Origin of the sequence: Marmoricola sp. Leaf446 (assembly GCF_001424755.1) — a bacterium.
Taxonomy (GTDB): domain Bacteria; phylum Actinomycetota; class Actinomycetes; order Propionibacteriales; family Nocardioidaceae; genus Marmoricola.
Window position 1 is genome coordinate 57318 of record NZ_LMRF01000004.1, and the last position, 21231, is coordinate 78548.

The window sequence follows — 21231 nt, forward strand, 5'->3', positions numbered from 1 at the left end:
GGGGGCGTCGTCGCGGACGATCAGCGGGTCAGCGGGTGACCTTGCCGGCCTTGAGGCAGCCGGTGCAGACGTTGAGACGCTTGGGGGTGCCGTCGACCTTGGCGCGCACGCGCTGGATGTTGGGGTCGAAACGGCGCTTGGTGATCTTGCGCGACCACGGGCGGTTGTTGCCGAAGCCGGGCTTCTTGGCGCAGATGTCGCAGACGGCAGCCACCGTGCACTCCTCGGGTAGGACTGGGAATCGAGAGTCAGGGGTCCGGGGCGACGCCGCCGGACAACCGCACGAGAATAACTCAGCCCCGCCTCCGGACGGAAATCGAGGGCTCCACCCACTACGGTGAGCGCTCCTGACCAGCGGCGGAGGAGGGCGAGCGGGGCGTGACGGCGGACCAGCACGACGACCAGCGGGCCCGCCGGGACGGGGTGGCCACCTTCGACCTCGTCACCGTACGCCGGTTCGCCGACCTGGCCGTCGAGGCGCTGGCCGCCGCCCGCGAGGAGGTCGACGCCCTCAACGTCTACCCCGTGCCCGACGGCGACACCGGCACCAACATGTTCCTCACCGTCGAGGCGGCCCGCGAGGCGCTGCTCGCGCAGCTGGAGGAGTCGCCCGAGGACCTCCGCGGCGCCATCCGGGCCTACGCCCACGGAGCGCTGCTGGGCGCCCGCGGCAACTCCGGGGTGATCCTGAGCCAGCTCGTCGGTGCCCTGGTGCGGCGGATCGGCCGGGCGGGGCCGGGCGACCGGTCGGCCGCGGTGTTCGCCGACGGCATGCGCCTGGCGGTCGACGCGGCGTACGACGCGGTCGGGACGCCGGTGGAGGGCACCATCCTCACCGTCGCCCGTGCCGCCGCCGAGGCCGCCGCCGTGGCCGTCGAGGAGCCCGGCACCCGGCTCGGTGCCGTGGTCCACGCGGCGGTCCGCGCCTCCCGCGAGGCGCTCGGCCACACCCCCGAGCAGCTCCCGGTCCTCGCCCGCGCCGGGGTGGTCGACGCCGGCGGTCGCGGCCTGTGCGTGGTGCTCGCCGCGATGGAGTCGGCGGTCACCGGCGAGCACACCGTCGCGCCGCAGCACGTCCTGGGCTCGCCGCACCTGCCGGTGGCCACGCTGCCGACCGGCGACCTCACGGCCGACGGGCCGGCGTACGAGGTGATGTACCTCCTCGCCGCCGACGACGCCGCCGTGCCCGCGCTCCGGGCCGAGCTGGCCCCGCTCGGCGACTCCCTCGTCGTGGTGGGCGGCGACGGCCTGTGGAACGTCCACGTCCACGTCGACGACGTGGGTGCCGCGATCGAGGCCGGCATCCGGGCCGGCACCCCGCGTCGCGTCGAGGTCGTCCACTTCGCCGAGCAGGTCGAGCGCGCCCGGGCTGGCCGGGCGGGCCGGTCCGGCAGGTCGGGCCCGGCCGACGACGACCGCGAGGGCCGCGCCGTGCTGGCCCTGGCCCTGGGCCCGGGCCTGGCGGCGCTCTTCCGCGAGGCGGGCGCCCAGGTGCTCGAGGTCACCACGACGCGGCGCCCCAGCAGCGCCGACCTGCTGCGGGCGGTGCTCGACTGCCCCGCGGAGGAGGTCGTGGTGCTGCCCAACCACGCCGGCACCGTGGCCGTGGCCGAGGCCGCCGCCCACGAGGCCGCCCAGCGTGGCCGCCGCGTCGTGGTCGTCCCCACCCGCGCGCAGGTGCAGGGCATCGCGGCGCTGGCCGTGCACGAGCCCGGCCGCTCGCTCGACAACGACGTGGTGCACATGACCGACGCGGCGCGCGGGGCCCGCCACGGCGCGCTCACCGTGGCCACCGAGCCGGCGATGACGACCGCCGGACCCTGTGCCCCGGGCGACGTGCTCGGGGCGGTGCAGGGCGACTTCGTGATCGTGGGCGAGGACCTCTTCGAGGTCGCCACGGGCGTGCTGGAGCGGCTGCTCGGCACGGGCGGCGAGCTGGTCACCCTGGTCGCGGGCGCCGAGGCGGGCGACCTGGCCCAGGCCTGCGAGCACTGGGTCGGCCACACCCACCCGGGCGTCGACGTGCTGGTGCTGGCCGGGGGCCAGGAGCACTACCCCCTGCTCGTGTCGGTGGAGTGAGCCACCATGGTCGGCGTGGAGGTGACCTGGGAGAGCCCCGTGACGGCGGTGGGCGGCAAGCACGCGGCCAAGCTGGCCAGGCTGCCGGGCATCGCGACCGTCGGCGACCTCGTCGGCACCTACCCCAAGCAGCACGTGCAGAAGGGGTCGCTGAGCCAGCTCGACGAGCTCACCGCGGGTGACCTGGTCTCCTTCGTCGGCGAGGTCGCGAGCGCGCGCCAGTTCAGCTACCAGGACAAGCGCACCCGCCGCACGGCCTACCGCCTCGAGGTGCGGGTCCGGGCCGAGGACGGCGCGCTGCTGATGACCTACTTCGACAAGGCCAAGCACGTCGCCGACTGGCGGCTGCAGACCGAGCTGCCGGTCGGCCGGGTCGGGGTGTTCAGCGGCCGGCTGAAGTGGTTCCGCGACGAGTGGCAGCTCACCAACCCCGCGTCGCGGCTCTACGAGGAGGGTGACGACGCGGTCGACACGATGCCCGACCTGATCCCGATCTACAGCTCCATCGGCGGCATCACCACCTGGCAGCTCGAGGAGACCATCGAGCTGGCGCTGACCCTGCTCGACCGCGTCCCCGAGGTGCTCCCGCCCGCGGTGGTGGAGGCGCGCGACCTGCTGCCCACCCGCCAGGCGCTGCGGTGGATCCACCGGCCCGACACCCGGGCCCAGAAGGCGATGGCCGAGAAGCGCCTGAAGTACGACGAGGCCTTCGTCGCCCAGTGCGTGCTGGCGCGCCGCCGGCTGCTCGTCGAGGGCACCGTCGCCAACCCGCGTCCGGGCCGGCCCGGCGGCCTGCTCGACGCCTTCGACGCCCGGCTGCCGTTCGCGCTCACCGAGGGCCAGGTCCGGGTGGGGGAGGAGATCGCCGAGGAGCTCGGCCGCGACCACCCGATGCAGCGGCTGCTCCAGGGCGAGGTCGGCTCGGGCAAGACCGTGGTCTCGCTGCGCGCGATGCTCCAGGTCGTCGACTCCGGGGGGCAGGCGGCCCTGCTCGCGCCCACCGAGGTGCTCGCCCAGCAGCACCAGCGCTCCGTCGAGAGGATGCTCGGCGAGCTGGCCCAGGGCGGCATGCTCGGCGGGTCCGAGCACGGCACCCGGGTGGCGCTGCTGACCGGGTCGCTCGGGGCGGCGGCCCGGCGTACGGCCCTGGCGGCCGCGGCGGGCGGCGAGGCCGGCATCGTGATCGGCACCCACGCGCTGCTGGAGGACCGGGTCCAGTTCGCCGACCTCGGCCTGGTCGTCGTCGACGAGCAGCACCGCTTCGGCGTCGAGCAGCGCTCGGCGCTGGGCGCCAAGGCCGGCACCCCGCCCCACGTGCTGGTGATGACCGCGACGCCGATCCCGCGCACGGTGGCGATGACCGTCTTCGGCGACCTCGACACCTCCACCCTGTTCGAGCTCCCCGCCGGGCGCGGCGAGGTGCAGACGACCGTGGTGCCGATCAAGGCGCGGGCCGCCTGGCTCGAGCGCGCCTGGCAGCGGGTCCGCGAGGAGGTCGCCGCCGGCCACCAGGCCTACGTCGTGGCGTCCCGCATCGACCCCGGCGACGACGAGGTCGCCGCCGCCGAGCCGGTCGACGCGACCGGGGAGGCGCCCCGCGTCCTCTACGCCGTCGACGAGCTCGCGCCCGAGCTGGCCGAGGGGGCCCTCGCCGGGCTGCGCGTCGAGGTGCTCCACGGCCGGATGCTGCCCGAGGACAAGGACCGCGTGATGTCGGCCTTCGCGGCCGGCGAGGTCGACGTGCTGGTCTCCACCACCGTCATCGAGGTCGGCGTCGACGTGCCCAACGCGACCGTGATGGTGATCCTCGACGCCGACCGGTTCGGCGTCTCCCAGCTCCACCAGCTGCGCGGCCGGATCGGCCGCGGCGGCCACGCCGGCCTGTGCCTGCTCGTCACCGGCGCCGACCCGCTCGGTCCCTCCATGGAGCGGCTGCTGGCGGTGGCCGGCACCCGCGACGGCTTCGAGCTCTCGCGCATCGACATGGAGCAGCGCCGCGAGGGCAACGTGCTCGGCACCCAGCAGAGCGGCGGCCGGGCCGGCGGGCTCAAGCTGCTCTCGGTGCTGCGCGACGAGGCGGTCATCGCCGACGCCCGCGAGGCGGCCTTCGAGGTGCTGCGCGCCGACCCCGCCCTGGTCGGGTCGCCCGACCTCGCGGCGGCCGTGCGCCGGCTCGAGGACTCCGAGCAGGCCGAGTACCTGGAGATGACGTGACCCGGCTGGTCGGCGGCGCCGCGGGCGGCCGGCGGCTGCGCACCCCGCCGGGGTCGGGCACCCGGCCCACCAGCGACCGGGTGCGCGAGGCGATGTTCAGCTCGCTCGAGTCGGCCCTGGGCAGCCTGGAGGGTCTGCGCGTCCTCGACCTGTACGCCGGGTCGGGGGCCCTCGGCCTCGAGGCGGTCTCGCGCGGGGCGCAGGTGCTGACCAGCGTGGAGTCCGACCGGCGCACGGCCCGGCTGGTGCAGGACAACGCCCGGTCGCTGGGGTTCGCGATGGTCGAGGTGGTCGCCCTGCCGGTGGCCCGCTTCCTGGCGCAGCAGCCGCGGGCGGCGTACGACCTCGTGCTGGTGGACCCGCCCTACGCCGTGACGGAGGTCGAGCTCGGCCAGGTGCTCCACCTGCTGACCTCCCACGGGTGGCTCGACCCCGACGCCGTGATGGTCGTGGAGCGCTCCGCGCGCAGCCCCGAGCCGGCCTGGCCGCCCGGATGGGGGAGCGAGCGTCGCAAGGACTACGGCGAGACCACGCTCTGGTACGTTCGCGCCGATCCCGGCCGGCCCGACGCCGGGGAGTCCCACTGCGTCACCGAGCCGTGACCGACCGAGGAGTCGACCAGTGCGCCGAGCCGTGTGCCCGGGTTCCTTCGACCCGGTGACCAACGGTCACCTCGACATCATCGAGCGCGCCTCGCGGCTCTTCGACGAGGTCGTCGTCGCCGTGGGCGTCAACAAGTCGAAGTCCTCGGCGCGGCTGTTCAGCCCCGAGGAGCGGATGGGGATGCTCGAGCAGGTCGTCGCGCCGTTCCCCAACGTCTCGGTCGCCGGCTTCGAGGGCCTGCTGACCACCTTCTGCCAGGAGCACGACGTGCAGGCCATCGTCAAGGGCCTGCGCGCGGTCACCGACTTCGACTACGAGCTGCAGATGGCGCAGATGAACGCCTCGCTGACCGACGTCGAGACGGTGTTCGTCCCCTGCAGCCCGGAGTACTCCTTCCTGGCGTCCTCGCTGGTCAAGGAGGTCGCGACCTTCGGCGGCGACGTCTCGGCGCTCGTGCCGCCGGACGTCCTGCAGCGGCTGACCGCGAGGCTGGCCGAGCGCGCAGCGGCGCGCGACGACGCCTGAGCCCCCGCCGACGGGGGACGCCGGCCGCGTTTTGGCCGCCGGGTCCCTGCACCGGTAGACTCCCGCAGGTTCTGCCTGTACCACGACGGAGTTGACCTCTTGCGCACCCTCGACCCGAGAGCGCCGCTCGTGCTCGACACCCGCGAGCTCGGCCGCCGCCCTGGGACCCAGCGCACCAAGTCGACCTCCGTCGAGGCTCCGGCAGGACTCGGCATCGACGTCCTGGGCGTCCCCGAGGGCAGCACGGTCGACCTCGACCTGCGCCTCGAGGCGGTCATGGAAGGCGTGCTGGTCACCGGGACGGCCACGGCCGGCCTCGTCGGCCAGTGCGTGCGGTGCCTGGAGCCGATCGAGGAGAGCATCTCGGTCGACCTCCAGGAGCTGTTCGTCTACGACGACGACCGCGGCGCCCCCCACGGGGACGACGAGGACGACGATGTCAGCCGGCTCGAGGGCGACCTGCTCGACCTCGAGCCACTGCTGCGGGACGCGGTGGTGCTCGCACTGCCGTACCAGCCGTTGTGCCGGGACGACTGCCCGGGCCTGTGCGTCGAGTGCGGCGCGAGGCTCGCGGACGACCCGGAGCACCGGCACGACGACCCGATCGACCCCCGCTGGGCCGCTCTCGGCGAGGTCGCCGTGGCCCAGGAGGTCCCCGTGGACCGTCCGCAGGACTGACCAGCACCACCCCGAACCGCACCACCCACCAGCACCACCTGAGACCCAAGGAGCAACCGTGGCCGTCCCCAAGCGGAAGATGTCGCGCAGCAACACCCGTCACCGGCGCTCGGCCTGGAAGGCCGTGGCGCCGTCGCTGGTGACCTGCAGCAACCCCGCGTGCGGCAGCAAGCACCTGCCCCACCGCGCCTGCCCCGAGTGCGGTCAGTACGGCGCCCGCGCCGACCGCCGTCAGGTCCTCTGACCACGTCCGGCGAGGTGACGACGTCGGCGGCCGGCCGGGCGGCGGCCGACGACCTGCGTGAGGCGCTCGGGGACCCCGTCCTGGACCCGGAGCTCCTCGCGCTCGCCCTGACGCACCGCTCCTACGCCTACGAGAACGGCAACCTGCCGACCAACGAGCGCCTGGAGTTCCTCGGCGACTCGGTGCTCGGCGTGGTCGTGACCGAGACGCTCTACCGCGGCCACCCCGACCTCTCCGAGGGGCGGCTGGCCAAGCTGCGTGCCGCCGTCGTCAACGCGCGCGCGCTCGCCGAGGTCGCCCGCACCATCGGGCTGGGCCCGCACATCCACCTCGGCAAGGGCGAGGAGAGCACCGGGGGCCGCGAGAAGGCCTCGATCCTCTCCGACACCGTCGAGGCCCTGATCGGGGCGGTCTACCTCTCCGGCGGCTTCCCCGCCGCGGCCGACGTGGTCCACCTGCTCTTCGACCCGATGCTCGAGGCCGCGGCCGCGCTCGGCGCCGGCCTGGACTGGAAGACGAGCCTCCAGGAGCTCGGGGCGCTGCACGACCTCGGTGTCCCGGAGTACGTCATCGAGGCCGAGGGCCCCGACCACATGAAGACCTTCACCGCCCGCGTCCGCGTCGCCGGACGCCTCCACGGCCACGGGGTCGGGCGCTCGAAGAAGGAGGCCGAGCAGCAGGCGGCCGAGTCGGCCTACCGCACCCTCCACGAGGAGCTGACGGCCCCGCCGGCCGTCGCCGCGAGCGAGCCCGACCCCGCCGTCGGCTCGGACGCCTGACCCGCCCGTGCCCGAGCTGCCCGAGGTCGAGGTCGTACGACGCGGCCTGCAGACCCACGTTGTGGGCCGCACCTTCGCGGACGTGGAGGTGCTCCACCCGCGTCCGGTGCGTCGCCACCTCGCCGGCGCCGACGACTTCGTCCAGCGGTTGCGCGGCCGGACCGTCACCGGGGCCCACCGCCGCGGCAAGTTCTGGTGGCTGGCCCTCGACGACGGCGACGCCGTCCTGGGCCACCTCGGCATGTCCGGGCAGATGCTGGTGCAGCCGGCCGGTGTTGCCGACGAGCGCCACCTGCGGGTGCGGTTCGCGCTCGTCCCCGAGCCCGGCTCGGAGGCGGGCGCGGCGAGCGAGGTGCGCTTCGTCGACCAGCGGATGTTCGGCGGCCTGCTCGTCTCGACCGGGGGAGCGGTGGTGCCGCCCGAGCTGGCCCACATCGCGCTCGACCCCCTCGACCCCGCCTTCGACGACGCCGCCTTCGTGCGGCGCGTGCGCCGCAGCGAGTCGGGGGTCAAGCGGCTGCTGCTCAACCAGGCGGTCGTGTCCGGCGTCGGCAACATCTACGCCGACGAGGCGTTGTGGCGGGCCCGCGTGCACGGCGAGCGACGCGGGTCCCGGCTGCGCGTCCTCGACGTCCAGCGGGTGCTCGACGGCGCCCGCGAGGTGATGGGGTCCGCGCTCGACCAGGGGGGTACCTCCTTCGACGCGCTCTACGTCAACGTCAACGGGGAGAGCGGCTACTTCGACCGGTCGCTGGAGGCCTACGGGCAGGAGGGGCGACCGTGCTCGCGCTGCGGCACGGCCGTACGGCGGGTGGCGTTCACCAACCGGTCGTCGTACTTCTGCCCGGTGTGCCAGCCCCCGCCGCGCCCGCGATCTTGATGCCGGAGCCCCTGGCGTGAGACTCTTCTAGACGGCCCGATTGGGCCTGAGCACGAACGTTCGGAAGGCACACACCACATGGCCAAGGCGCTTCTCGGTTTCTCGACCGGCACCGATCCGCACCTCGTCCACCGGCTCACGGCGGACAACCGCGTCCTCCGTCAGCGGGTCGCGGACCTCGAGGACCTGGTGCTGCGGCTCCAGCAGGAGAACGACGCGCTGGCCGCGGTGGCCTCCGCCTCGGTCGACGAGGCCGTCGCCCGCGACGGCTCGCTCAGCCGCGCCTGAGACTCCCGCCGTCCGCTCGCGGCCCTTCGCCCGGGGCGAGATCGGGCGTGCCGGCGCGTGACCGGGCCCACTGGTCTACTTCCGACGGCGCGCGAGTTGGGCTGAGGGCGCACCGGTGATCTAAAGTCTAGTCAATTACCTGACTTGATCGCCTCACATCGGAGCCCTCGATGGAACGTCTCTTCGTCTTCGCCTTCGTCGGCCTGCTCGCGCAGGTCATCGACGGGTCCCTCGGCATGGCGTACGGCGTCACCGCCTCGACGCTGCTGCTCGCCAACGGCGTCGCCCCCGCGGTGGCCTCGGCCTCGGTGCACCTCGCCGAGGTGGGCACCACCGCGGTGTCGGGCTTCTCGCACTGGCGCTTCGGCAACGTCGAGTGGGGCGTGGTCGCCCGGCTGGCGGTCCCGGGCGCGATCGGCGCGTTCGTCGGGGCCAGCGTGCTCTCGAACCTCTCGACCGAGTCGGCGACGCCCTGGGTGGCCGTGCTGCTCCTCCTGCTCGGCGTCTACATCGTGGCGCGGTTCGTGTTCGGCAAGAAGCCGGTCGTGGTCACCCGCCGGCCCGGCACCCGCTTCCTCGCCCCGCTCGGCCTGTTCGCCGGGTTCATCGACGCGACGGGCGGCGGCGGCTGGGGTCCGGTCGCGACGCCCACGCTGATCTCCAGCGGTCGGCTGCACCCCCGCAAGGTCATCGGCTCGGTCTCGACCGCGGAGTTCGCGGTCACCGTCGCCGCCAGCGTCGGCTTCCTGATCGGCCTCGGCAGCGAGGCCATCGACTGGCGCGTCGTCGGCGGCCTGCTGATCGGCGGCGTCGTCGCGGCTCCGTTCGCGGCCTACCTCGTGCGGCACGTCTCGCTGCCCGTCCTGGGCGCCCTGGTCGGCAGCGTCATCCTGATCACCAACTCGCGCACGCTGCTGCGCGCCTTCGACGCCGAGAGCGGAGCGGCGTACGCCGTGCTGGGCGTCGTGGCGGCCACGCTGCTCGCCATCGCGATCCGTCGCACCCGCGGTGAGCACACCGAGGTGATCGAGGCGCTCGAGGGCGACGAGCCCGAGTCGGAGAAGCAGCCCGTCTGAGCCGGTCCCTCCCGCACCACGCGCGACGCAGCACCTGCACGAGGCCCCGCCCGGGTAACCACCCGGGCGGGGCCTCGTTGTAGGAGCTGTGCGCGCCCTGTCCCTGCTGCTCGCCCCCGCCCTCGTCGTCGCCTCCGTGGCCGTCGGCGGCCCCGCCGTCGCCCACACGCCCGACGCCGACCACGTCGAGCGGGTCAGCTCCCTCGACACCCCCGGCGTGGGCACGCCGCTGCAGAGCAGCAACGTCACCCAGGCGTCCAGCAACCCGGGGGCGGCCGGCATCTCGGGCTGCTTCCTGCGAAGCAGGCCGCTGTTCGTGCAGTCCAACCTCGACTCGGTGCGCGTCTACGACGTCTCCTCGCCGACGCGGCCGCGACCGCTCGGCACGATGCCCTCGGCCCAGTTCGAGAACGAGGCGATGAACTGCGGCGAGCGCAAGGTGGCAGGCGGCGAGGTACGCCGGTTCGCGCTGGTCGGCGTCGACGCCGTCCAGGCCGGCCCCGACGACATCTCCCACGTCAACGTCGGCGGCGGCGAGCTGGTCGTGGTCGACGTGACCGACCCGTCGCGGCCGCACGTCACCGGCCGGGCGGCGGGCACCACCAGCACCCACACCGTGGCCTGCGTCGACGAGCTGGACTGCCGCTACGCCTACTCCGCGGGCGACGACTCCTCCGACGCGTTCTCGATCTTCGACCTGCGCGACCCCGACCGCCCGGTCGAGCTCGACGCCGACCCGGCGACGCCCGGCACGCAGCCGTTCAGCAGCCCGACCGCCGGCCACAAGTGGAACTTCGACGAGGCCGGCTTCGGCACCCACACGGGCTTCGACGGTGCCTCGATGTGGGACGTCCGCGACCCGGCGGCCCCGCGCCTGGTGACCACGACCGGTGCCGCCGGCCGCGGCGAGGACCCGGCCCACCCCGGCTGGAACGACTTCATCCTGCACAACTCGGCGCGGCCCAACGCCGACGCGTTCCGGCCCGACACCGCTCCGTCGGTGGCCAGCGGCAACGTGCTGCTGGTGACCGAGGAGGACTACGAGCAGACCGACTGCAGCAAGGCCGGCTCCTTCCAGACCTGGTGGGTCAAGCGGCTCGACGGCACGCCCGACGCGATCGTGCCGCTGGACAAGGTCGAGCTGGCCGACCTCGGCACCTACCCGCTGCCGGTCGGCGCGTTCTGCTCCTCGCACTGGTTCGACGTCCACCCGTCGGGGATCGTCGCGGCCGGGTTCTACGGCGGCGGGACGCAGTTCCTCGACGTGCGCGACGCCCGCGACATCACCTCCTACGGCCACTCGGTCTGGGGCGCCTCGGAGGTCTGGGACAGCTACTGGGCACCGGTCTACGACAAGCGCGGCGTGATGACACGGCAGAGGACCAACCTGGCCTACTCCGTGGACCTGGTGCGCGGGCTCGACGTCTACCGCGTCGACCTGCCCGGCACGGCGTACGCCGTCGTCGCGAGCCCCTCGGCGACGGCGGGCCCGTCCGGCGGCTGGTCGACCGGGGCTCCGGCGGCGGGCCTGCTGGCCGCGCTGCTGGTCGTCGTGGCGCTCCGGCGCCGGTCGGCGACGTGGGTGGCGACCCCGGCCTGACCGGTGTTGCCCCGCCGGGCGACGGGTGCCAGCATCGACCCCCGTGCCCGTCGTCGCCGGACTCCTCGAGCGGGTCCTCCCGCGCCGGTGGGGGACGTCGTTCCGGTGGCTGGTCGGCGCGGGGTGGGCGAGCAACCTCGGTGACGGCATCGTCATCGCGGCCGGCCCGCTGCTGGTGGCCTCGGAGACACGCGACCCGGTCCTGGTCGCGCTCGCCTGGACCCTGGGCTTCGCCCCCACCATGCTCTTCGGCCTGCTGGCGGGGGTCGTCGCCGACCGGGTGGACCGCCGGCTGCTGATCACGGTGGCCAACTTGTGCCGGGTGGTGCTGGTCGGGTCGCTGTCGGCCCTCGTCCTCACCGGTGACGTGTCCATCGGCCTCGTGCTCGTGGCGCTGTTCCTCGTGGGGACCGCGGAGACGTTCGCCGACACCACCTCCGCGACGCTGCTGCCGATGCTGGTCGAGCGGCGCGACCTCGGGGTCGCGAACGCGCGGCTGCTGGCGGGCGTGGTGACGCTCAACCAGCTGGTCGGCCCGCCGCTGGGCGCCCTGCTGTTCGGCCTGGGGCGCGCGACGCCGTTCCTGGCCCAGGTGGTGTGCGTGCTGGCCGCCCTGGTGATGGTGCGACGGCTCCGACTGCCGCGGCACGGGCGGGCCGGGACGGCGCTCGCGCGCCCCTCGATCCGCGCCGACGTCGCCGAGGGGCTGCGGTGGGTGCTGCACCACGCGGCCGTGCGCACCCTGGTGCTCACCATCGTGACCTTCAACGTGACCTTCGGGGCGGCGTGGTCGGTGCTGGTGCTCTACTCCCTGGAGCGGCTCGACATGGGCGAGGTCGGGTTCGGGCTGCTGACCTCGGCGCTGGCGGCCGGGGGCATCGTCGGGACGCTGTCCTACGGGTGGCTCGAGCAGCACGTCAGCCTCGGCAACATCATGCGGGTCGGCCTGGTCGTGGAGACCCTGACGCACCTGGGCCTCGCCATCACCACGGTGCCGGCGGTGGCGCTGGCGATCTTCTTCGTGTTCGGCGTGCACGCCTTCGTGTGGGGCACCACGAGCACGGCCGTGCGGCAGCGCGCGGTGCCGATGGCCGTGCAGGGACGGGTGCAGAGCGTCTACATGCTCGGCGTGAACGGCGGCATCGTGGTGGGGTCGCTGCTCGGCGGCGTCATCGCCGCACGGTGGGGAGTGACCGCGCCGTTCTGGTTCGCCTTCGTCGGCTCCGCGGTGTTCCTGGTGCTGATCTGGCGGCAGCTGGTCCACATCACCCACACCGACACGCAGGAGCCCGTCCGCCCCTAGGGTGTGGCGGGTGTGGGACGTGGTGGAGCGTCTGACGGGCGCCTGGGCACTGGTGAGCGCGGGCGTGTTCCTGTCCTTCTCCACCTTCGTGATGTCCGGCCTGGGCCGGCTCGGCGCCGACGAGGGCGTCCACGCCATGCGCCAGGTCAACATCGCGGCCCCGCGGTCGCCGCTGTTCATGGCCACGCTGTTCGGTCCCGGGCTGCTCAGCCTCGCCGTCGCGGTCCACGCCCTGCTCGTCTGGCAGGGGGAGCGGTCCGTCCTCGAGCTGGTCGGCGCCTCGGCGTACGTCCTCGGGGTGGTGGGGGTGACGGTGGGTTACCACGTCCCGCGCAACGTGTGGCTGGAGGCGATGGACGACGAGGCCGCCCACCAGGAGTGGCGGGCCTGGGCCCGGAGGTGGACCGGGGCCAACCACGTCCGCACGGCCAGCGCGCTGATCGGCGGCGTGCTGATGCTGCTGGGCAGCCGCTGAGGCACCCGCGTCCGGCCCGGCACGCCTGCCCGGCGCGGCGGCGGGCCGCGGGTAGGGTCGGCGGCGCGCTGCTTCCCCGGCGCGGCACAGCACGGTCCGGCCCCGCCCCACGGTGCGCCGGGTCGGGGGCCGCGTCCAGCGCCGACGGCCGGTCGACCCCAGGGAGCAGACGTTGTACCTGAAGAGCCTCACGCTCAAGGGCTTCAAGTCCTTCGCCTCCGCGACCACGCTCCAGCTCGAGCCCGGCATCACGTGCATCGTGGGCCCCAACGGCTCGGGAAAGTCCAACGTCGTCGACGCCCTCGCCTGGGTGATGGGCGAGCAGGGCGCCAAGTCGCTGCGCGGCGGCAAGATGGAGGACGTCATCTTCGCGGGCACGGCCGGCCGGCCCCCGCTGGGTCGCGCCGAGGTCGCGCTGACCATCGACAACACCGACGGCGCGCTGCCCATCGAGTACGCCGAGGTCACCATCAGCCGCACCATGTTCCGCAACGGCGGCTCGGAGTACGCCATCAACGGGCACGGCTGCCGGTTGCTGGACGTGCAGGAGCTGCTCAGCGACTCCGGCATCGGCCGCGAGATGCACGTGATCGTGGGCCAGGGCCAGCTCGACTCCATCCTGCGGGCGACGCCGGAGGACCGGCGCGGCTTCATCGAGGAGGCTGCGGGCGTCCTGAAGCACCGCAAGCGCAAGGAGAAGGCGCTGCGCAAGCTGGAGTCGACCGAAGGCAACCTCACCCGGCTGGCGGACCTGCTCACCGAGATCCGGCGCCAGCTCAAGCCGCTGGGGCGCCAGGCCGAGGTGGCCCGGCGGGCCGCCGTCGTGCAGGCCGACGCGCGCGACGCCCGGGCGCGGCTGCTCGCCGACGACCTGGCCACGGCCCGCCGCTCGCTGGAGCAGGAGCTGGCCGACGAGACCGTCCTCGCCCAGCGGCGCGCCGACGTCGAGCAGGCCCTGACCGCCACCCGCGAGACCGAGGCGGCGCTGGAGGAGGCGCTGCGCGAGGACCTGCCCGCGCTGGCCGCGGCCCAGGAGACCTGGTTCGGCCTGTCCGGGCTGCGCGAGCGGCTGCGCGGCACCGCCTCGCTCGCCGCCGAGCGGGTCCGCAACGCCGCCTCGCAGCCCGAGGTCCCGCAGGGTCGCGACCCCGACGAGATGGAGGCCGAGGCCGCCCGGGTGCAGGTGCAGGAGGACGAGAGCGCCGCCGAGGTCGCCCGCCACCGGGCGGCGCTGGACGACGTGGTCGCAGGACGGCAGGCCGCCGAGACCGCCGCCGCCACCGAGGAGCGCCGGGTCGCCGACCTGCAGCGCGCCGCGGCCGACCGCCGCGAGGGCCTCGCGCGGCTCCAGGGCCAGGTGGGCGGCCTGCGCAGCCGGGTCGCCGCCTCCGAGGAGGAGGTGGGTCGCCTCGGCGAGGCCCGCGCCCAGGCGCTGGCGCGCGCGGAGCGGGCGCAGCAGGACTTCACCTCGCTGGAGTCCCGGGTCGCCGGCCTCGACGCCGGCGAGGAGGGCCTCGACCACGAGCACGAGGCCGCGAGCGGGCTGCTGCAGGACCTCGACGACCGCTTGGGCAAGCTGCGGCTCGACGTGACCGCGGCCGAGCGTGAGCGCAGCAGCCTGACCGCGCGCCGCGAGGCGCTGGAGGTCGGGCTCAACCGCAAGGACGGCGCCGGTGCGCTGCTGGCCGCCACGGACCAGGTCACCGGTCTCCTCGGATCGGTCGCGGCCCTGCTGAGCGTGCGGCCGGGCTACGAGACCGCGGTCGCGGCGGCCCTGGGTGGTGCCGCCGACGCGGTCGCCGTCACCGACGTCTCGGTCGCGCTCAGCGCCATCGACCACCTCAAGGGCGACGACCTCGGTCGCGCCGGGATGCTGCTGGGCGGGTCCGCCCCGGACGCCGGGGTCGACCTCCGGCCGACTCCCGTCGGCGACCTGTTCACCGGGGCGACGTACGTCCTCGACGTGGTGGAGTGCCCGAGCGGGCTGCGGCCCGCCCTGGAGCGGCTGCTCGCGGGTGTCGTGGTCGTGGACGACCTCGCGGCCGCCCGCTCGCTGATCGACCGCCAGCCCGGCGTCACGGCGGTGACGCGCGACGGCGACCTCCTGGGCACCCACTTCGCGGCGGGAGGTTCGACCAGCCAACCCAGCCTGATCGAGGTGCAGGCGGCCGTCGACGAGGCGGCCGAGCAGCTCACCGTCGCCTCCCACACGCTCGAGCGGCTCGGCTTCGACGTCGCCACGCTGGAGCGCGAGCGCGAGGAGGCCCGCCGGCGGGTCGACGTCGCGCTCGCCAAGCTGCACGAGTCCGACGCCACCCTGGCCGCCGTGGCCGAGGAGCTCGGCCAGTACGGCTCCCAGGTCCGCAACGCCAAGGCCGAGGCCCAGCGCCTGGCCGAGGCGGTCGCCGCGGCCGAGGCGGGCCGGGTGAAGGACCTCGAGGGGCTGGCCGCGCTGGAGACGCGGCTGCGCGAGGCCGAGCACGCCCCGGAGGAGGACCCCGACACCGACACCCGCGACCGGCTGGGGGAGGAGGCCCGCACGGCGCGGGCCGCCGAGACCGACGCCCGGCTGGCGCTGCGCACCAGCGAGGAGCGCGCCCGGGCCATCACCGGGCGGGCCGAGGGCCTGCGCCGTCGCGCCCGGTCCGAGCGCGACGCCCGCGCCGCGGCGCTCGCCCGGCGCGAGCAGCTGCTCGCCGAGGGGCGGGCCGGCGAGGCCGTCGGCCAGGCCGTGTCCGTGGTGCTGGCCCGGCTCGAGGAGTCCGTGGAGCGCGCCGCCGCCGAGCGGACCCGGGTCGAGCAGGCGCGGACCGGGCGGGAGACCCAGCTGCGCGAGACGCGGGTCCGGCTCCGCGACCTGGGCCGCGAGCTCGACGAGCTGGTCAACGAGAGCCACCGCGACGAGATGGCGCGCGCCCAGCAGACGATGCGGATCGAGCAGCTCTCCGAGCGGGCGCTGGAGGAGCTCGGCCTCGACCCCGACGCCCTGGTGGCCGACTACGGGCCCGAGCAGCCGGTGCCCTCGACCGTCGAGGTGGCGGAGGGCGAGGAGCCGCCGGAGCCGCTGGCGTACGACCGCGAGGAGCAGACCGCCCGGCTCAGGCTGGCCGAGCGCGCGCTGGCGCAGTTGGGCCGGATCAACCCGCTCGCGCTGGAGGAGTTCTCCGCGCTGGAGGAGCGGCACCGCTTCCTGACCGAGCAGCTGGAGGACCTGCGGGGCACCCGCAAGGACCTCCTCGACATCGTCCGCGAGGTCGACGAGCGCGTCGAGCAGGTCTTCACCGAGGCCTACGCCGACGTCAGCGCCGCCTTCGACCAGACCTTCGCCCGGCTGTTCCCGGGCGGCGAGGGCCGGCTGGTGCTGACCGACCCCTCCGACATGCTCACCACGGGCGTCGAGGTCGAGGCCCGCCCGCCGGGCAAGAAGGTGAAGCGGCTCTCGCTGCTCTCCGGCGGCGAGCGCTCGCTCGTGGCCGTCGCCTTCCTGGTCGCGCTGTTCAAGGCCCGCCCCTCGCCGTTCTACATCCTCGACGAGGTCGAGGCGGCGCTCGACGACACCAATCTGGGCCGGCTGCTGGAGATCTACGAGGAGCTGCGCGAGAGCTCGCAGCTGCTCGTGATCACCCACCAGAAGCGGACCATGGAGGTCGGCGACGCGCTCTACGGCGTCACCATGCGCGGCGACGGCGTCTCGGCCGTGATCAGCCAGCGGCTGCGCGAGAGCGAGCCCGCGTGAGCGGGCCCCGCCCCGGGCCCCCGGCCCGCGAGGAGTACGCCGTGTGGCGGCTGGCCACCACCCGCTGGTCCGACGACGACGTCTACGGGCACATGAACAACGCCCGCTACTTCGACCTCATCGACACCGCCGTCAACGCCCACCTCGCCGAGGCGACCGGGGTCGACATCCGCCGGCTCGACGCCGTGGGGGTCGTGGCCGAGGTGGGGTGCCGCTACTTCCGCGAGATGGGCTACCCCCGACCCGTCGACCTCGGGCTGGTCGTCGACCGGGTGGGCACGTCGTCGGTGACCTACCGGGTGGGGCTGTTCCAGGGCGACCCGGCGGGCGAGGGGGCCACGGCGGCGGCCGAGGGGCGGTTCGTCCACGTCTACGTCGACAACACCGGCGCCGGCCGCGACGTACGACCCCTGCCGGAGGCGGTGCGCGACGCCGTCACCCCGCTGCTGCGGGACACGCGCCGGGCCTAGGGGGATTTGTCGGGCGTGACGGGGTCTGTCAGGCTCGAGAGGACCCGCTTCGACTCTTCCCCGACGAAGGAGCCCTCATGGGAACCATCGTGGTCGTGGTGCTGCTCGCCCTCGTGCTGGCCACCGCCGTCATCGTGTACGCCGCCTACCCCTACCGCGGTGAGACGACGCCCGTCTCGCCCCGCATCGGCGAGGTGATGAGCCGCGGCGTGAGCTCGCTGCCCACCATCGACGTCGCGCACGCCGAGGAGAGCGCCCGGGAGCACGCCGCCTCGCGTCGCTGAGCAGGCGTCTGTTTGGATCGACGCATGATCTCCGGTGTCACCCTGTACGTCGTCATCGCCGTCGCCCTCCTGGTCCTGGCCGGTGGCATCGGCCTGGTCGCCTTCGTCAACGGGCGCAAGCAGCCCAAGCCCCCGGTCGAGGGGCGTGGCGGCGGCGTCATCACCGAGGAGCGCCCGCCCGGCACGCCGGACCCGGCGCTCGAGCCCGAGCCGGAGACCCCGGCCGACACCGGCGCGACCCGGCTGCTCGAGCGGCCCGAGGGCACGGCCGGCCGGCTGGTCCGGCTGCGCCAGCGGCTCTCGGGCTCCCAGGGCGGACTGGGCCGCGGCCTGCTGCTCCTGCTGTCCCGCGACCGCCTCGACGAGGACACCTGGGAGGAGATCGAGGACACCCTCATCACCGCCGACGTGGGTGTCGGTCCCACCCACGAGCTCGTCGGCCGGCTGCGCACCCGGCTGCGCGTCGAGGGCGGCGCGAGCGAGGCCCGCGCGGTGCTGCGCGAGGAGCTCCTCACGCTGGTCGACCCGTCGATGGACCGTCGGATCGGCGTCACCGGCGCCGACGGCAAGCCGGGCGTCGTGCTGGTCGTGGGTGTCAACGGCGCCGGCAAGACCACCTCGGTGGGCAAGCTCGCCCGGGTGCTCGTCGCCGAGGACAAGACGGTCGTCCTGGGGGCGGCCGACACCTTCCGCGCCGCCGCCACCGAGCAGCTGAGCACGTGGGGCGAGCGCGTCGGCGTCGACGTGGTCACCGGCCCGGAGGGCTCGGACCCGGCCAGCGTCGCCTTCGACTCGGTCCGGACCGGCGTCGAGCAGGGCGTCGACGTCGTCGTGGTCGACACCGCCGGGCGGCTGCAGAACAAGGCCGGGCTGATGGATGAGCTCGGCAAGGTCAAGCGGGTGGTGGAGAAGCAGGCGGCCGTGACCGAGGTGCTGCTGGTGCTCGACGCCACCACCGGTCAGAACGGCCTGGTGCAGGCCCGGGTGTTCCGCGAGGCCGTCGCCGTCACCGGCATCGTGCTGACCAAGCTCGACGGGTCGGCCAAGGGCGGCATCGTCGTGGCGGTTCAGCGGGAGCTGGGCGTGCCGGTCAAGCTGGTCGGCGTGGGCGAGGGGGCCGACGACCTCGCGCCGTTCGACCCCGCGACGTTCGTCGACGCCCTGCTCGACCCCGCGTAGGGCGGGACCCGGGCGCTCAGGCGCTGACGCCCACCATCACCAGGTCGACGAGCGCGTCGAGGTCGCCGACCGTCGGCGGTGGGGTGCGCATCACGGTGGCCATCACGACCAGCCCGGTGAGCAGCCGCACGGCCGCCTCCACGGGCACGTCGGGCCGCAGCTCGCCGCGCGTCCAGGCGCGCTCGAAGACCTGCTCGGCGCTCTGGGCCGCCCGCCGGCTGGCCTCGCGGTAGAGCGCGGCCATCCGCTCGTCGCGCATCGACTCGCGCACCAGCGTGCGCAGGTAGTCGCCGCCGGCCGTGGAGTTGGCGAAGACCAGCGTCGCGCGGAAGGCCTCGACGAGGTCGCCCCGCAGGCTGCCGGTGTCGGGGGTGGGCATCTCGTCGCGGTAGAGCTGCTCCATGGCCGCGACGGCGAGGTCCTCCTTGCGGGCCCAGCGACGGTAGACCGTGGCCTTGCCGACGCCCGCGTTGCTCGCGACCTCGTCGACGGTCATCGAGTCGAAGCCACGGAGCAGGATCAGCGCCGAGGCGGCGGCGAGGATGCGACCGTCGGCCTCCGGGTCCCGGGGCCGGCCGCGCTTGCGGCGTACGGCAGGCACGGCGGGGGGACCGGTCAGTGCCTCGGTTCGGGTGCCCGTCCGGGCGTCCGTCGCAGTTGCTTCCACAGCCGTAGAGTAATGTCCGATTAATACATGTATGAACCCTTTAGGCAAATCACCGCGTTCACGCAGTCGTAACACCAGGGCCCCAAGCGTGACGCCCTCGAAACACCGGTCACAGATCGGCGAAACCTCCTGCACGCAGAGTTCAGCCCACCGGGAGCGCGCCGGGCCGACGATGCCGTCGACCTGGTCGGGCTCCGTCACGGTCACTCACCACTGGAGGTCTGGATGGATACGGGCGATACCGCCTGGGTGCTCACGTCGGCAGCGCTCGTGCTGCTGATGACCCCGGGTCTGGCGTTGTTCTACGGCGGCATGGTCCGTGCGAAGAGCGTGCTGAACATGATGATGATGAGCTTCGGAGCGCTCGCCCTGATCGGCGTGCTCTGGATCCTCTACGGCTACTCGATGGCGTTCGGCAACGACATCGGCGGCGGGCTGCTCGGCGACCCGACCGAGTTCCTCGGCCTCAAGGGCCTGATGAGCGAGGACGCGATCGTCTTCACGGTCCCGTCGCTGGCGTTCGCCGGCTTCCAGGCCGTCTTCGCGATCATCACGGTCGCGCTCATCTCGGGAGCGGTCGCCGACCGCGCCCGCTTCGGCCCCTGGATGCTGTTCGCCGGCATCTGGGCGACCGTCGTCTACTTCCCGGTCGCGCACTGGGTGTTCTCCTTCGACGAGGGCACCGCCCCCGTCGGTGGCTGGATCGCCAACAAGCTCGCCGCGATCGACTTCGCCGGCGGCACGGCCGTCCACATCAACGCCGGTGCGGCCGGCCTGGCCCTGGCCATCGTGCTGGGCCAGCGCCTGGGCTGGAAGCGCGACCCGATGCGGCCGCACAACCTGCCGCTGGTGATGCTCGGTGCCGGCCTGCTGTGGTTCGGCTGGTTCGGCTTCAACGCCGGCTCCGCGCTGGGCGCCAACACCATCGCCGCCGTCACCTGGATCAACACCCTCGGCGCCACCGCCGCGGCCGCCCTCGGCTGGCTGCTCGTGGAGAAGCTCCGTGACGGTCACGCCACGTCGCTGGGTGCGGCCTCGGGCGTCGTCGCCGGTCTGGTCGCCATCACCCCGGCCTGCTCGGCCGTCAACCCCGTCGGAGCGCTCGTGCTCGGTGTCATCGCCGGCGTGCTGTGCGCCCTGGCGGTCGGCCTGAAGTACCGCTTCGGTGTCGACGACTCGCTCGACGTCGTCGGCGTCCACCTCGTGGGCGGCCTCTGGGGCACCATCGCGGTCGGCTTCTTCGCCACCTCGAACGCCCCGGCCGGTGTCGACGGCCTCTTCTTCGGGGGCGGCGTCGACCAGCTGTGGCGCCAGGCCGTCGGAGCGGTCGCCGTCCTGGCGTACTCCTTCATCCTCACGATGGTCATCGGGCTCGCGATCTCCAAGACGATCGGGTTCCGCATCGAGGAGGACGACGAGGTCGAGGGCATCGACTTCACCGAGCACTCCGAGACCGGCTACGACTTCGTGTCGCGCTCGGGTGGTTCCAGCATCCTGAGCGGCGGCGCCCTCAAGCCGGGCGCCCAGGCCGACGCCGAGGCCAGGGGGGTCAACGCATGAAGCTCGTGACCGCGGTCATCAAGCCGCACAAGTGGGAGGACGTCCGCGCAGCCCTCGAGGCCTTCGGCGTCACCGGGATGACGGTGAGCGAGGTCAGCGGCTACGGCCGCCAGAAGGGCCACACCGAGGTCTACNGGCGGAGTACGACATCGCCCTGGTGCCCAAGATCCGCATCGAGATCATCGTCGACGACGCCGACGTCGAGGACGTGTCGGGGATCGTCGTCAAGGCCGCGCAGACCGGCCGGATCGGTGACGGCAAGGTCTGGGTCTCGCCGGTGGAGTCGGTCGTCCGGGTCCGCACCGGCGACCGCGACGAAGCTGCCATCTGAGGCGATCCGATGACGACGCCCGCAGGGGTGCCGCCGTGCTGGTCACGGTCGGTGCGCCTGCGGGCGTCGCGCGTGTCCCGGCACCGATGTCGCCGGACGCGCGGGACTGAGAGGGTGGAGCCATGAAGATCCTGACGGCGGTCATCAAGCCGCACCGGTGGGACGAGGTCCGCACCGCGCTCGAGGCGGTCGGCGTGACCGGGATGACGGTGAGCGAGGTCAGCGGCTACGGCCGCCAGAAGGGCCACACCGAGGTCTAC

21 protein-coding genes and 2 pseudogenes are annotated in these 21231 nt (G+C 74.0%); 21 read left to right on the forward strand and 2 right to left on the reverse strand.

All coding sequences use genetic code 11. The annotated features are described in order from the left end of the window. Positions 1–28 precede the first annotated feature (28 nt). On the reverse strand, positions 29–214 hold the full coding sequence (rpmB, locus tag ASG49_RS11930) for a 50S ribosomal protein L28 (RefSeq protein WP_056542147.1): 186 nt from the start codon (positions 212–214) through the stop codon (positions 29–31). 164 nt (positions 215–378) lie between these two features. Here rpmB and ASG49_RS11935 point away from each other — a divergent pair, with 164 nt between their 5' ends. The 17 genes from ASG49_RS11935 to ftsY all read left to right on the forward strand — a co-directional run bounded on the left by ASG49_RS11935 (position 379) and on the right by ftsY (position 18413). Next, positions 379–2079, forward strand: a complete 1701-nt coding sequence (locus ASG49_RS11935; RefSeq protein WP_235562045.1) for a DAK2 domain-containing protein — start codon at positions 379–381, stop codon at positions 2077–2079. A 15-nt stretch (positions 2080–2094) separates the two neighbouring features. Further along, complete coding sequence (locus ASG49_RS11940) at positions 2095–4293, forward strand: ATP-dependent DNA helicase RecG (RefSeq protein WP_369814226.1); 2199 nt, start codon at positions 2095–2097, stop codon at positions 4291–4293. After that, a complete protein-coding gene (gene rsmD, locus ASG49_RS11945; RefSeq protein WP_056542151.1) occupies positions 4290–4895 on the forward strand; it encodes a 16S rRNA (guanine(966)-N(2))-methyltransferase RsmD in 606 nt (201 codons plus the stop codon). Before ASG49_RS11940 ends, rsmD begins: the two co-directional genes overlap by 4 nt. 19 nt (positions 4896–4914) lie before the next feature. Beyond that, on the forward strand, positions 4915–5421 hold the full coding sequence (gene coaD, locus ASG49_RS11950; RefSeq protein ID WP_056542153.1) for a pantetheine-phosphate adenylyltransferase: 507 nt from the start codon (positions 4915–4917) through the stop codon (positions 5419–5421). A 129-nt stretch (positions 5422–5550) separates the two neighbouring features. Next, positions 5551–6099, forward strand: a complete 549-nt coding sequence (locus ASG49_RS11955; RefSeq protein WP_056542155.1) for a DUF177 domain-containing protein — start codon at positions 5551–5553, stop codon at positions 6097–6099. A 58-nt stretch (positions 6100–6157) separates the two neighbouring features. Beyond that, on the forward strand, positions 6158–6343 hold the full coding sequence (gene rpmF / locus ASG49_RS11960) for a 50S ribosomal protein L32 (RefSeq protein ID WP_056542157.1): 186 nt from the start codon (positions 6158–6160) through the stop codon (positions 6341–6343). Positions 6344–6357: 14 nt separating this feature from the next. Next, positions 6358–7122, forward strand: a complete 765-nt coding sequence (gene rnc / locus ASG49_RS11965; RefSeq protein WP_056542159.1) for a ribonuclease III — start codon at positions 6358–6360, stop codon at positions 7120–7122. Between the two features lie 7 nt (positions 7123–7129). Beyond that, positions 7130–8002 (forward strand): bifunctional DNA-formamidopyrimidine glycosylase/DNA-(apurinic or apyrimidinic site) lyase, encoded by an 873-nt coding sequence (gene mutM, locus ASG49_RS11970; protein WP_056542161.1) that lies wholly within the window; start codon positions 7130–7132, stop codon positions 8000–8002. 78 nt (positions 8003–8080) lie between these two features. After that, positions 8081–8290, forward strand: a complete 210-nt coding sequence (locus ASG49_RS11975; RefSeq protein WP_056542163.1) for a hypothetical protein — start codon at positions 8081–8083, stop codon at positions 8288–8290. A 170-nt stretch (positions 8291–8460) separates the two neighbouring features. Then, entirely contained in the window at positions 8461–9366 is a 906-nt protein-coding gene (locus tag ASG49_RS11980; protein ID WP_056542165.1) for a sulfite exporter TauE/SafE family protein, read from the forward strand. 88 nt (positions 9367–9454) lie between these two features. Further along, positions 9455–10966 (forward strand): hypothetical protein, encoded by a 1512-nt coding sequence (locus tag ASG49_RS11985; protein WP_056542167.1) that lies wholly within the window; start codon positions 9455–9457, stop codon positions 10964–10966. 43 nt (positions 10967–11009) lie between these two features. Then, positions 11010–12269 carry an MFS transporter gene (locus ASG49_RS11990; protein WP_056542170.1) on the forward strand — a complete coding sequence of 420 codons (1260 nt, stop codon included), beginning with the start codon at positions 11010–11012 and terminating at the stop codon, positions 12267–12269. Positions 12270–12279: 10 nt separating this feature from the next. Beyond that, the gene (locus ASG49_RS11995) at positions 12280–12744 is read left to right on the forward strand and encodes a DUF1772 domain-containing protein (protein WP_156384317.1); all 465 of its coding nucleotides are present in this window, start codon (positions 12280–12282) and stop codon (positions 12742–12744) included. A gap of 172 nt (positions 12745–12916) precedes the next feature. Further along, the gene (smc, locus tag ASG49_RS12000) at positions 12917–16480 is read left to right on the forward strand and encodes a chromosome segregation protein SMC (RefSeq protein WP_056542174.1); all 3564 of its coding nucleotides are present in this window, start codon (positions 12917–12919) and stop codon (positions 16478–16480) included. Next, positions 16477–16950, forward strand: coding sequence for a thioesterase family protein (locus ASG49_RS12005; RefSeq protein WP_056542176.1), 474 nt, complete (start codon positions 16477–16479; stop codon positions 16948–16950). The genes smc and ASG49_RS12005 overlap by 4 nt, the downstream gene beginning before the upstream one ends. 77 nt (positions 16951–17027) lie before the next feature. Next, positions 17028–17234 (forward strand): hypothetical protein, encoded by a 207-nt coding sequence (locus ASG49_RS12010; protein WP_056542178.1) that lies wholly within the window; start codon positions 17028–17030, stop codon positions 17232–17234. Positions 17235–17258: 24 nt separating this feature from the next. After that, positions 17259–18413 (forward strand): signal recognition particle-docking protein FtsY, encoded by a 1155-nt coding sequence (ftsY, locus tag ASG49_RS12015; RefSeq protein WP_056542180.1) that lies wholly within the window; start codon positions 17259–17261, stop codon positions 18411–18413. A 16-nt stretch (positions 18414–18429) separates the two neighbouring features. Here ftsY and ASG49_RS12020 read toward each other — a convergent pair whose 3' ends face one another. Further along, positions 18430–19014 (reverse strand): TetR/AcrR family transcriptional regulator, encoded by a 585-nt coding sequence (locus ASG49_RS12020; protein ID WP_056542182.1) that lies wholly within the window; start codon positions 19012–19014, stop codon positions 18430–18432. A gap of 291 nt (positions 19015–19305) precedes the next feature. Between ASG49_RS12020 and ASG49_RS12025 the strand changes: the two genes are divergently transcribed. The 4 genes and pseudogenes from ASG49_RS12025 to ASG49_RS19355 all read left to right on the forward strand — a co-directional run. Beyond that, positions 19306–20640, forward strand: a complete 1335-nt coding sequence (locus tag ASG49_RS12025) for an ammonium transporter (RefSeq protein WP_056542183.1) — start codon at positions 19306–19308, stop codon at positions 20638–20640. A gap of 56 nt (positions 20641–20696) precedes the next feature. Continuing rightward, positions 20697–20774: pseudogene (locus ASG49_RS19610) on the forward strand (P-II family nitrogen regulator); the annotation flags it as partial. A gap of 1 nt (position 20775) precedes the next feature. Further along, positions 20776–20971, forward strand: a pseudogene (locus ASG49_RS19350) (P-II family nitrogen regulator); the annotation flags it as partial. A 122-nt stretch (positions 20972–21093) separates the two neighbouring features. Next, positions 21094–21231: P-II family nitrogen regulator (locus ASG49_RS19355; protein ID WP_235562060.1), on the forward strand; the 138-nt coding region annotated here is incomplete at its 3' end.